The sequence below is a fragment of the Actinoallomurus liliacearum genome, from assembly GCF_039542035.1.
Taxonomy (GTDB): Bacteria; Actinomycetota; Actinomycetes; order Streptosporangiales; family Streptosporangiaceae; genus Actinoallomurus; species Actinoallomurus liliacearum.
The window spans coordinates 1,143,250-1,155,089 of record NZ_BAABHJ010000005.1 but is presented as its reverse complement, the minus strand read 5'-3'; the positions used below and the strand labels follow the sequence as shown (position 1 = coordinate 1,155,089).

The 11,840-nt window shown below is 71.6% G+C and carries 7 protein-coding genes; 2 read left to right on the top strand and 5 right to left on the bottom strand.

Annotated elements, in window-relative coordinates; genetic code table 11:
• Positions 1–90: 90 nt before the first annotated feature.
• A complete protein-coding gene (locus tag ABD978_RS13345) occupies positions 91–276 on the top strand; it encodes a hypothetical protein (RefSeq protein ID WP_345353540.1) in 186 nt (61 codons plus the stop codon).
• A 133-nt stretch (positions 277–409) separates the two neighbouring features.
• Here the strand turns inward: ABD978_RS13345 and prfB are convergent, their stop codons facing one another.
• Positions 410–1,528, bottom strand: a complete 1,119-nt coding sequence (gene prfB / locus ABD978_RS13340) for a peptide chain release factor 2 (protein WP_345353538.1) — start codon at positions 1,526–1,528, stop codon at positions 410–412.
• Positions 1,529–1,669: 141 nt separating this feature from the next.
• Between prfB and ABD978_RS13335 the strand changes: the two genes are divergently transcribed.
• A complete protein-coding gene (locus ABD978_RS13335) occupies positions 1,670–2,713 on the top strand; it encodes a DUF8094 domain-containing protein (RefSeq protein WP_345353536.1) in 1,044 nt (347 codons plus the stop codon).
• 10 nt (positions 2,714–2,723) lie between these two features.
• Here the strand turns inward: ABD978_RS13335 and ABD978_RS13330 are convergent, their stop codons facing one another.
• The 4 genes from ABD978_RS13330 to ABD978_RS13315 all read right to left on the bottom strand — a co-directional run bounded on the left by ABD978_RS13330 (position 2,724) and on the right by ABD978_RS13315 (position 11,748).
• Positions 2,724–3,680, bottom strand: a complete 957-nt coding sequence (locus ABD978_RS13330) for a DUF8094 domain-containing protein (RefSeq protein WP_345353534.1) — start codon at positions 3,678–3,680, stop codon at positions 2,724–2,726.
• 9 nt (positions 3,681–3,689) lie between these two features.
• Entirely contained in the window at positions 3,690–4,601 is a 912-nt protein-coding gene (locus ABD978_RS13325) for a DUF8094 domain-containing protein (protein ID WP_345353532.1), read from the bottom strand.
• Positions 4,602–4,712: 111 nt separating this feature from the next.
• The gene (locus ABD978_RS13320; RefSeq protein WP_345353530.1) at positions 4,713–9,605 is read right to left on the bottom strand and encodes an NAD-glutamate dehydrogenase; all 4,893 of its coding nucleotides are present in this window, start codon (positions 9,603–9,605) and stop codon (positions 4,713–4,715) included.
• Positions 9,606–9,996: 391 nt separating this feature from the next.
• Complete coding sequence (locus tag ABD978_RS13315) at positions 9,997–11,748, bottom strand: serine/threonine-protein kinase (RefSeq protein WP_345353528.1); 1,752 nt, start codon at positions 11,746–11,748, stop codon at positions 9,997–9,999.
• Positions 11,749–11,840 lie beyond the last annotated feature (92 nt).

Sequence of the window (11,840 nt, the reverse complement as noted above, 5' to 3'; positions counted from 1 at the left end):
TCACGGACACCCGCCGCCGAAGACGGCGGGCCACCGGCCAGGAGCGCTTAGGCTGAACGGATTCCCGCCGAACGTTCAGGAAGGAGCCGGATGAGCTGCGAACATCTGATCTGCGCGCGATGCTCGGGCCCCGTCGTCGAGGGGCGCTGCCCCGCGTGCCGCGCGGCACGGGCGGAGGTGCACCGTACCGGGCCGTTCGGCCTGTCCCCCATCGTGATCGGCGCCCTGATCCTGGCGCTGACGCTGCTGATCGCGCTCAAGCTGGGTCTGCACTGAGCGATCGCCCCGGCCCGCCGAGCCGTAGGCCCGGCCCGCTGAGCGATAGGTCACTCCGGGCTGCTGAGCGCTGGGTCGCCCCGGCCCGCCGCCGCCCGGCCGTCGGTCACCGACGGGCCGAGCGCGTGGTCGGTCAGTCCTGCTCGCCGGCCTCGCGGCGGCGCATCCAGCGGATCTCGGCCTCGATGAACTCGTCGATGTCGCCGTCGAGGACCGCCGTGGGGTTTCCGGCCTCGACACCCGTGCGCAGGTCCTTGACGATCTGGTACGGATGCAGGACGTAGTTGCGGATCTGCGTGCCCCAGGAGCTCGTCGTCTCGCCGCGCAGCTCGTTCATCCGCTCGGCCTCCTCCTGCCGCTTGCGCTCCAGGAGTTTGGCCTGCAGCACCGTCATCGCGGTCGCGCGGTTCTGCAGCTGGCTGCGTTCGTTCTGGCAGGAGACGACGATGCCGGTCGGCAGGTGGGTGATCCGCACCGCCGAGTCGGTGGTGTTGACGCCCTGCCCCCCGGGGCCGCTCGACCGGTAGACGTCGATGCGCAGCTCGTCCTCGGGGATGTCGACGTGGTCGGTCTGCTCCACCACCGGGACCACGTCCACGCCGGCGAACGAGGTCTGCCGGCGGCCCTGGTTGTCGTACGGGGAGATCCGGACCATGCGGTGGGTGCCGTGCTCGCCGCGCAGCGTGCCGTAGGCGTACGGCGACTTGACCGTGAAGGTCGTCGACTTGATCCCGGCCTCTTCGGCGTAGGAGGTGTCGTAGACCTCGGTCGGGTAGCCGTGGCGCTCGGCCCATCGGATGTACATCCGCTGCACCATCTGGGCGAAGTCGGCGGCGTCCACGCCACCGGCCTGCGAGTTGATCGTGATCAGCGCCTCACGGGAGTCGTACTCCCCGGACATGAGGGTGCGGACCTCGAGCTGCTCGATGTCCTTGCGGAGCGTGCCGAGCTCCCGCTCCGCCTCGCCGCGGGTGTCGTCGTCGCCCTCCTCCGAGGCCAGCTCGAACAGCACGGCGGCGTCGTCGAGCCGGCTGCGCAGGCCCTCGACCTTGCCGAGCTCGCCCTCGAGGTAGGACAGCCGCCGGGTCACCTGCTGGGCGCGGTCCTGGTCGTTCCACAGGTCGGGATCGGCAGCCTGTTCGCGCAGCTCCGCGATGTCACGGCGCATCGAGTCGAGGTCGAGGACGGTCTCGATGCCGGTGAGCATCGAGCCGAGCTCCTTCATCTCTTCCGAGGGATCCATGGCTGCCACGTTCGAAAGCCTACCCGTGCCCGTACTCTCCGCGTACGCGCTCCGTCGGTCTTCGCCGACCCCGGAACCGGACCGCGCCGAAAGGCAGTCAGAGATCCCTGGCATACTCTGCCCGATAGCTGTAGCGAAGGCACGGGGTACATGAACAAGGCGGTTACGTCCACGCTCGTGGCGGTGCTCACCATCACCGCCGCCGCGGGGTGCTCGGGCAAGCCACACCGCACCGTACGGACGACCCCGGTCGCCGCCGAGAGCAGCCCCGCTCCCGAGCCGCTGACGCCCGACGTCGCGGCCAAGGCGTTCCACTCGTTCGTCAACAACGACGACGTCGCGCGGGCCAGCGGAGACGAACGGCTCTCCCTGTGGTGGACCAGTGAGGGGCAGTCGCAGCTCACGGCCGCGGCGTTCCGCCGGGCCGTGGCCGCCGGCGACCCGGTCCCCCGCTACCGCTACGAATCACCGGTCTTCTACGTGCCGCGCCTGCTGCTGACGGGGCCGCAGTGGTTCGTGGTGAGCGCGCGCCGGACGACCACGGACGGCAAGGACCCCCACACCGTGTACATGGGCTTCCTGCGGTCCAAGGCGGTCCAGCGCTGGCGGCTGAGCCTGCTCGCCGTGCTGGACGACAAGCAGAAGCAACCGAAGATCGCGGTTGACTCCGAGGGCTACGCCAAGGCCCTGGCCACCTTCGACAACGCCCTGCTGATCCCGCCACGGCTGGTGCCGTCGATCCAGGCGACGCTCGCCGAGGAGGGCCCGCAGAACGTCGCCGCCCAGGTCATGCGCGCCGGGAAGTACACCACCGGCTACTACACCACGGACCAGAAGGCGATGAAGAACAAGAAGCAGAAGAAGGCCGGGGTGCGCAGCAGCGCCGTGTACGCCGCGACCTCCTTCCCGATCTTCCCGCTGGCGACCGCGGACGGCGGCGGGCTGGTGCTGTACGCCCTCAGCCGTGACACGGTCATCACCAAGAGCAAGAGCAAGCCCGGCCGCCTGCCGGTCCCCGATGACGCCGTGCCGTTCCTGAACTCCGGCCCCGTCAAGAACGAGATCGACGTCAGCCAGACGATGCAGTACGTCGCGGTGGTCCCGGCCAAGCCCAAGAAGGATGACGGCACCGTCAAGGCGCAGATCATCGGCGCCGATGGCGGCACCGTCAAGGCGGCCGTCCCGGCCAAGTAGCCCTCAGGACCTAGGACGCCTGGGCCGAGGCCAGGTCGAAGTCCTCGATCAGCGTGGTCGCGCGGCCGCGTACCGGCAGATACGTGACGGCCCGCCAGATCCAGGCGGCCGTCACCCGGTGCCCGGTCCTGCCGTGAAGGTAGGTGCGGACGTCCGCCGGCAGCACCGCGACGTCGCCGCTTCCTGTCGCCGTGTAGGTCGTCGTCCGCCGCACCGAGTAGCTCACGATCGCCCCGCCGTCGCCGGTCCGCAGCGCGTAGACCGGATATCCGGTGGGCGAGGACCGGCCCGTGACGACCACGTCGTGGTCGCGCAGTTGCTTCTCCTGGCGGGCCTCGGCGGTCCGCCACCCGCGGGCGACGTCGGTCGGTCTGATCGTGTCGTCGTCACCGCGATCGAGGTACGCGCCGTGCGCCGCCGGCAGTGCGGCCGGTGTGGTCGCCAACGTGCTGGTGCCCGGATCGACCGCGACGGCGTAGCCCTGCTCGTCCGTGGCGATCCGGGGCGGTGGGCCGTGGAAGTAGAGCCGGCTCGACAGCCGCCACGCGGACTTCGCGCTCTGCTGCGAGAACACCGCGAAGATCGGGCGTTCGGCGCCGCCGCGCCGCTCCAGCGCCGACACCGCGAACCACCGCGGCAGGCCGCGCAGCCGCGGGACGTACATCACGGGATTGCGCAGGGAGATCGCCCCGGTGCGCGGCGGCCGCCCGCCGCCGAGCCGCAGGGTGGCCTCGGCGGTGGCGCCGAGCGCGTCGGTGCCCACCTCACGCCACTCCTTCGCGTCGCCCGCCGTGACCGCCCGGTTGTAGTGGCGGACGTAGGCGGCGAGGACCTGCGCCGACGCCTCGGCCGAGACGGCGGGCGCCGCGGTGTCACCGGCGGCGTCGCCGTCGTCGTCGTGACCGCCCTGGCAGCCGGCGAGCAGGAGGATCGCCAGCACGGCCGGCGCGACACGGCGGTGACGCATGCCCGAATTCTAGGAGGCGGTCGCCTGGATCGCCTTTCGGTAGCTTCCGACGACCTGGGCGGCGCCCTGCGGGGGCACCACGGCGAGGTACTGGGTCAGCGCGGTCGTGTCCAGGTGCCGGCGGACCTTGCCGCTGATCAGACCGGCCAGGTCGCCGCCGTTGCCGATCAGCCCCGGCTTGGCCAGGTCGTAGCTCTCGCTCTGCCGCACGACGTACCAGACGAGGGCGCCGCCGTCGGTGGTGCGCAGCGCGAACGCCTGCTGCCGGTCCGGCCGGAAGTCGGAGGCGAGCGTCACGCCCCGGCGCTTGAGCGCGGACTCCGCCTTGACCAGCGCGTCGTGCGCCTGGGTGGTGTACGGACCGGGCGCCATGCCGGACGTGCCGCGGGTCAGCGTGGCGGCGTGCACCGCGGCGACCTTCCCGGGCGCGGGCGCCGTCTTGCCATCGTCGGGCGCGACCGCGGTGGCGTAGCCGTCCTTGTCCAGCGCGACGCCGGTGATCGTCGCGGCGGGGAACGGGTCGGCGGTGAGGAGCCAGGGGCCGCTGGGTCGCTCCTGGGTGAAGACCAGGGCGTGCCGGGTCTTGCCGGCGGTGGCGACGACCGCGAACCACTTGGGGAACCCCGTCTGCCGGGGGATGTAGTAGGCCGGGGCGCTGTAGACGAAGGGCGCGTACTTCTCTCCGGCCGCCGTGCGCCGCCGGTACTCGGCGCGGTCCATGTCGAGCTGGGCGCCGGTCTCGACGGTGGCCAGCAGCTTCTCGTCGGACGTGCCGTTGGCCCGGTTGTTGACGGACTGATAGTGGGCGAGCAGCTGCGCGGCCCGGTCCTTGGGCACGGCGGGCGCGGCGATCGCCGGCGAGCCGCCGCACGCGGCCAAGGGCAGCAGGACGACCGTCAGGGCGGTGAGGTGTCGAAGCATGCGGACCAGATTCGCACAGTGATCATTCGGTCACCGTGCGAATCCGTAAAGAATCTCCGGTCGGTGGAGGACGCCCCCGGCGCTCGCCCGGGGGCGTCCTCCCCCGCCGGGTCAGCCGGGCAGCGTGCTGGCCGTCACGAGCGTGCGGATCGCGCGCAGCGCCACCGACAGGGTCGCGATGCCGAAGCTGTCGCTCTCCCAGATCTCTCCGAGGGTCTGCGCCGCGCGCGAGACGGCGGCGCTGTTCTTCTCGGCCCAGATCGCCAGGCGTTCCTCCGGATCCGCGCCGGGCTCGCTGGTGACCAGCACGTCGCGGGCGAGGGCCGCGTGCGCGGCGTACAGGTCGTCGCGCAGCGCCGATCGGGCCATCGACTGCCAGCGGTCGTCGCGCGGCAGCGCGATGACGCGCTCGCGCAGCCGGGCGATCTGCAGGCGGTCGGCCAGGTCGAAGTAGACCTCGGCGGTCTCCTCGAGCGAGCGTCCCGTGCTGGTCGCGATCTCCACCAGGTCGAAGGTGGAGTAGGCGGGCACCATGATCGCGACCTGCTCGGCCAGCTCGCCCGGCACCCCGTCCTCGGCGAAGCGGTCGCGCCGCTCCTCGAAGCCCTCCAGGTCCCGGCCGGTGAGCAGCTTCGGCAGCTGTGGCGCGAGAATGGCCGCGCCCCCGGCGAAGAAGTCGACCGTCTCCTTCAGGTCGAACGGCATCCGCCGGTTGTGCAGCAGCCAGCGGGCGCCGCGCTCGGTCAGCTTGCGCGCCTCCAGGCGCATCCGGATCTGCGTGGCGGTGTCGACCTGGGACTCCAGGGCGTCCACCGAGCCCCAGAACCGCGGCATGTCGAACACCGCGCGCGCCACCAGGTAGGCGCGGGCGATGTCGGAGGACGAGGCGCCGGTCTCCTCGTTCATCCGGAACGCGAACGTCGTGCCGCTGTTGTTCACCAGGCTGTTCACGACGGACGTGGAGATGATCTCCCGGCGCAGCGGGTGCCGGTCCATGTAGTCCCGGAACCGCTCCCGCAGCGGCGTGGGGAAGTACTCCACGAGCCGGGTGGCCAGGTGCGGGTCGTCCGGCAGGTCGGAGGCCCGGATCTCCTCCTCCAGCGTCAGCTTGCTGTAGGCGAGGAGCGTGGCGAACTCCGGGCCGGTGAGGCCGAGGCCCGCCTGCCGCCGCTCGGCGAGGGCCTTGTCGTCGGGCAGGTCCTCCAGCCGCCGCTTCAGCTTGCCGTCCCGCTCGAGCTTGCGCATGTGGCGCGCGTGCACGTGCAGCATGGACGAGGCCTGCCTGCGGGCGGCGGCGAGCACGACGTTCTGCTGGTAGTTGTCGCGCAGCACCAGGTCGGCGACCTCGTCGGTCATCTGGAGGAACAGCGCGTCCCGCTGCTTGCGGGTCAGCTCGCCGTCGCGGACCACCTGGTCGAGCAGGATCTTGATGTTGACCTCGTGGTCGGAGGTGTCGACCCCGGCGGAGTTGTCGATGAAGTCGGTGTTCACCAGTCCGCCGCCGAGGGAGAACTCGATCCGGGCGCGCTGGGTGAAGCCCAGGTTGCCGCCCTCGCCGATCACCTTGCAGCGCAGCTCGGTGGCGTCGGCGCGCAGCCCGTCGTTGGCCCGGTCGCCGACGTCGGCGTTGTTCTCAGTCGTGGCCTTGACGTACGTGCCGATGCCGCCGTTCCAGAGCAGGTCGACGGGGGCGCACAGGATCGCGTGGATCAGCTCGTGCGGGGTCATCGCCGTGATGCCGTCGTCGATGCCGAGCGCCTCGCGCACCTGCGGGGTGATCGAGATCTTCTTGGCGGTGCGCGGGTGCACGCCGCCGCCCTTGGAGATCAGCGAGGTGTCGTAGTCGGCCCAGGAGCTGCGCGGCAGCGCGAACATCCGCGTGCGCTCCTGGAACGACGTCGCCGGGTCGGGGGCCGGGTCGAGGAAGATGTGCCGGTGGTCGAACGCGGCGACCAGCTTGATGTGCTCCGACAGCAGCATGCCGTTGCCGAACACGTCACCGGACATGTCGCCGATGCCGACGACGGTGAAGTCCTCGTTCTGCACGTCCACGCCGAGCCCGCGGAAGTGGTATTTCACCGACTCCCACGCGCCGCGCGCGGTGATGCCCATCGCCTTGTGGTCGTAGCCGACCGAGCCGCCGGAGGCGAACGCGTCGCCCAGCCAGAAGCCGTACGACGCGGCGACCTCGTTGGCGATGTCGGAGAACGTCGCGGTGCCCTTGTCGGCGGCCACGACGAGATAGGTGTCATCGCCGTCGTGCCGCACGACGTCCGGCGCCGGCACCACGTCTCCACCGACGAGGTTGTCGGTGATGTCCAGCAGGCCGCTGATGAACTGCTTGTACGACGCGACGCCCTCGGCGAGGAACGCCTCGCGGTCGCTCGGATCCGGCAGCCGCTTGCAGACGAACCCGCCCTTGGCGCCCGCCGGGACGATGACGGTGTTCTTCACCGCCTGCGCCTTGACCAGGCCGAGGATCTCGGTGCGGAAGTCCTCCTTGCGGTCGGACCAGCGCAGCCCGCCGCGGGCCACCGACCCGAACCGCAGGTGCACGCCCTCCAGGCGCGGCGAGTACACGAAGATCTCGAACTTCGGCCGCGGCTGCGGCAGGTCCGGGATCGCCTCGGGGTCGAACTTCAGCGACAGGTACGGCTTCGGCTTGCCGTCGGCGGTCCGCTGGTAGTGGTTGGTGCGCAGCGTGGCGCGGATCATCGCCAGGTAGCTGCGGAGGATGCGGTCCTCGTCCAGGCTGGAGACCAGGTCGAGCGCGCCCTCGATCTCCTCGGTGATGGCCGCGGCGAGCTCGTCGTGGGCCGCCGCGGACCGGTCGTCGCCGGCGTGGTTGAGCCGCGGGTCCAGCCGCGCCTCGAACAGCCGGACCAGGAGGCGGGCGACGCGCGGGTTGGCGACGAGCACCTCCTCGATGTACCGCTCGCTGAAGGTGGTCCGGGTCTGCCGCAGGTAGCGGGCGTACGCGCGCAGCACCATGGCGGACCGCCAGTCCAGGCCCGCGCGCAGCACCAGCGCGTTGAACCGGTCGCTCTCCACCTTGCCGTCCCAGAGCGCCTGGAAGGCCTCCTGGAACAGTTCCTTGACCTCGGTCTCGTGCACGTCGGGCGCCGGGTCGTACCGCAGGCCCAGGTCGTAGATCCACGACTCCCGCCCGTCGGCGCGGGCGATCTCGTACGGCCGCTCGTCCACGACCTCGACGCCCATCTCCTGCAGCAGCGGCAGGATCTGGGACAGCGAGATCGGCGGGCCGAGCCGGTAGATCTTCAGCCTGCGCTCGCCGGCCTGCGCGTCGTACGGCTCGTACAGGTTGATCGAGATCTCACCGGGCTCGGAGAGCTCCTCCAGCCGGGTGAGGTCGGCGCACGCCGTGCGGGCGGGGAAGTCGGCCTTGTAGCCCTCCGGGAACGCCTCGGTGTAACGCCGGGTGAGCGCGCTCGCCTGCTCCTCGCCGCACTGCTGGACGATCGCCTCGGCGAGGTCGTCGGTCCACGACCGGGTCGCGGCGATCAGGCGCCGCTCCAGCTCGGCCGGGTCCACCTGGGGCAGCGGGCGGCCCCGCTCCCCGCGGACGACGACGTGCAGCCGGGCGAGGATCGAGTCGCCGACCATCGCGCTGTAGTCGACGGAGACGCCCTCGTACGCCCGCAGCAGGATGTCCTGGATGCGCAGCCGGATCTGCGTGGTGTACCGGTCGCGGGGCAGGAAGACCAGGCACGACATGTACCGGCCGTACTCGTCCTTGCGGACGAACAGCTTGAGCTGCTTGCGCTCCCGCAGCCGCAGCACGCCGAGCGCGATCGGCAGCAGCTCGTCGACGGAGATCTGGAAGAGGTCGTCGCGAGGGTAGGTCTCGAGGATCTCGATGAGGTCCTTGCCGTCGTAGCTGTCGGCGGCGAGCCCGGCGCGGTACAGGACCTCCTCCACCTTGTGCCGCAGCACCGGGATGTGCTCGATGCTCTCGCTGTAGGCGGTGTGGGTGAACAGCCCGAGGAAGCGCCGCTCGCCGACGACCTCCCCGCTGTCACCGAACTTCTTGACCCCGACGTAGTCCAGGTACGCGGAGCGGTGCACGGTCGCCCGGGAGTTCGCCTTGGTGAGGATCAGCAACTGCGGCTCCCGCGCCTTCGACCGCACCTGCTGCGGCAGGGACGCGAAGCTCGTCGACTCCGCCTGGTCGGACCGCAGGATGCCCAGGCCGGTACCCGGGATCGCGCGCAACTGCTCGCCGTCCGGGCCCTCCTCCAGCTTGTACTCGCGGTAGCCGAGGAAGGTGAAGTGGTCGTCGGCCAGCCAGTCCAGCAGCTCGACGCCGTCGATGATCTCCCGATCGGACAGCGGCGGCCGCTTCTCGTTCACCTCGACCGCGATCGCGCCCGCCAGCGCGCGCATCTTCTGCTCGTCCTCGACGGCGGCGCGTACGTCGCCCAACACCCGCTGCAGGTCGGCCTCGAGCTCGTCCAGCAGCACGCGATCGCTCTGCCGGTCGATCTCGATGTGGATCCAGGACTCCTCCAGCACGAGGCCGTCGCCCTCGCCGACCGTCTGAAGGCTCCCGGTCACGTCACGGGTGACCTTCAACTGCGGGTGGACGATCAGGTGCGTCGCGAGCCGGTGCCGGTTGAGCTCCATGACCACCGAGTCGACGAGGTAGGGCATGTCGTCGGTGACCACCTGCACGACACTGTGCCCGGGGTCCCAGCCGTACTCCTCGATCGTCGGCGTGAACGCGCGCACCATGGCGCGTCCCTGCGGCCGCTCCTCGCCGAGGTGCCGGTGCACCATCGCCGGGCCGCACACGTCCACCGGGTCGCGGTCCAGCAGGTCCTCCGGCGCGACATGGCGGTAGTACAGCCGCAGATAGCCGAGGATGTCCCCGGCGTCCTGCCGAACCCCCGGCGTGTGCGTGCACGCCTGCGCCGCACGGCCCAGCAGTTCGTCCTTGGCGTCGTCGAGTCCACCGGTGCCGCTGACGTTGGCACTCGCGCTCATGCGCCCTCGCCCCTCATCTCAAGTCTCCCTCAGTACCTTCGCAAATCCAGTGCTTCACGTGGTCGCGGATACGGCGACCGTTGTTCCCGCCGTGGAGTGCCGAGAACGTGGTCGGCGACGGTGATCCCGTGGGCGGGGCGGTTCGGCGAGTCGCCAGAGGCCGTCACGACGGTCACGATCGTGCGTCGTCGCCGGAGAGCGCCTGCGTCCGGCGTCCCCGGCGGGCGGACCTTGATTACGCGGAAGGATTACGAAGCTACGCCCGGGCATGCGGGATCGGTGTCCGGACACGCCGGAACCGAACGCGGCCGCACCACGCCGTTGTGGTGTTGTGCTCACGGCGGCCAGGTTAACGCGAAAACGAGGATTGTCCGACCCGAATGAGACCCGGTCACCGGCCTCCGGTGCTGGTGGTGGCCCCGGAGTGGGCACCGGGCGCGGTCTGGGCGTTCGTGCCCTGATCGGTCGAGCCGGTCCCCGGCCCGCTGCCGCCCGTCCCGGTGCCGGTACCGGACCCGGTGCCGGTGCCCGTTCCGGTGCCCGTCCCGGTTCCCGTGCCCGGGCTGCTCGAGCCGGTCGAGTGCGTCGGGCTGGCCGAGTGCGTCGGGGTGCTGGAGGTGTGGGTCGGGGTGGGTGAGTGCGTCGGCGTCGGCGAGTACGTCGGGGTGGGCGAGTGGGTCGGGGTCGGCGAGTACGTCGGCGTGGGCGAGCGGTCCGACCGGGTCGAGGAGGGCGTGTCGACCGGCACGCCGGCGTTGCCCTGCCGGGTCTCGGAGGGGGACACGTGGCTCTGCGTGCCGTTCGGGTTGTACCCGGTGTTCTGCCCGGAGCGGCCGGCCGCGTTGGAGGTCAGGACCAGCCCGATCACGACCGCCGCGGCCGCGACGACCGCGGCTCCGGCGGCGGCGAGCCTCCGGCGGCCCCGGGACATCGTCGACCACCCGCCGGGACCGGCCGGTTCGGCGCCGGCCACGGGCGGGAGGAGCGACGAGATCCCTTCGCCGTGGACGGGCGGGACCGGCGAGGTCGGCTGCCCCGATACGGGCGGCAGGGCCGGCGACGTAGGCCCCTCCGCGCGGTAGGACGTGGGCTCCTCCGCGCGGTGAGCGGGCGGCCGGACCACCGTGACGGGGTACTTGTGGGCCGCGGCGCCGAGGCGCGGCGTCCCGGCGAGGGCCGTGCCGCCGGGCGGGGTCCGCTGGGCGGCGACCGTGGCCGCGTGCTCCAGCAGGTCGGCGGGGACCGTCAGGGGGCCCGCGTCGACGGCGACCGGCGGCAGCACCTCGGTCGGGGAGGGCTCCGGCCGCTGGGCCTCGCCACCGCCGCCGAGCAGGCGCAGCAGGAGGGCGTTGGCGGTCAGCCGCCGGGCGGGGTCCTTCTCCAGGGCGCCGGTCACGAGGGCGTGCAGCCCGGCGGGCAGGTCGCCGATCCGGGGCTCCTCGGAGAGGATCCGGCTGACCACCGCGGAGATCGAGTCGCCGCCGAACGGCGGAGTCCCGGTGGCCGCGAAGACCATCGTGGCGGCCCACGCGAAGATGTCGACGGCCGGCCCGACCGTCTCGCCGCGGATCTGCTCCGGGGCCATGTAGGCGGGGGTGCCGACGACCCGGCTGGAGACCGTCGAGGCCCCGTCCAGCGCCCGCGCGATGCCGAAGTCGATCACCCGGGGGCCGTCCGGCCCGAGCAGCACGTTGTGCGGCTTCAGATCACGGTGCACGACGCCCGCCTGGTGGATCGCGACGAGCGCGGTGACCGTGCCGATCGCGAGCCGCTCCAGCGCGGCGCCGCCGATCGGCCCGCTCTCCTTGATCACGTCGTACAGCGAACGTCCGGGGACGTACTCGCTGACGATGTAGGGGCGGTCCCCCGCGACGTCGGCGTCGAGCACCTGCGCGGTGCAGAAGCGCGCGACCCGCTTGGCGGCGGTCACCTCGCGCTCGAAGCGGGTCCGTGCCTTGGCGTCCTCGGCCAGCTCGGCGTGGAGCAGCTTGATCGCGACCCACGCGCCCGCCGGGGATCTGCCCAGGAAGACGGCGCCCTGGCCGCCCCTGCCCAGTCGACCGACGACCTCGTAGTCCCCCAGCCGCCTCGGATCACCTGGCTGCAGGGGATTCGCGTTCTGGTCCGCCGCAGTCCGGTCCATTGCCGACCGCATCCCTTCCGTCGCTCCCCGCCGACCGTCCCCACGGTCGGGCATATCGGTTGAGACGCGGTCGACGTCCCGCTGGTTCGGTC

What these genes read in the sequence shown, in the direction of transcription:
- ABD978_RS13345 (WP_345353540.1), top strand. Translation starts at nt 91, where the DNA reads ATGAGCTGCGAACATCTGATCTGCGCGCGATGCTCGGGCCCCGTCGTC.
- ABD978_RS13335 (WP_345353536.1), top strand. Translation starts at nt 1,670, where the DNA reads ATGAACAAGGCGGTTACGTCCACGCTCGTGGCGGTGCTCACCATCACC.
- ABD978_RS13330 (WP_345353534.1), bottom strand. Translation starts at nt 3,680, where the DNA reads ATGCGTCACCGCCGTGTCGCGCCGGCCGTGCTGGCGATCCTCCTGCTC.
- ABD978_RS13325 (WP_345353532.1), bottom strand. Translation starts at nt 4,601, where the DNA reads ATGCTTCGACACCTCACCGCCCTGACGGTCGTCCTGCTGCCCTTGGCC.
- ABD978_RS13320 (WP_345353530.1), bottom strand. Translation starts at nt 9,605, where the DNA reads ATGAGCGCGAGTGCCAACGTCAGCGGCACCGGTGGACTCGACGACGCC.
- ABD978_RS13315 (WP_345353528.1), bottom strand. Translation starts at nt 11,748, where the DNA reads ATGGACCGGACTGCGGCGGACCAGAACGCGAATCCCCTGCAGCCAGGT.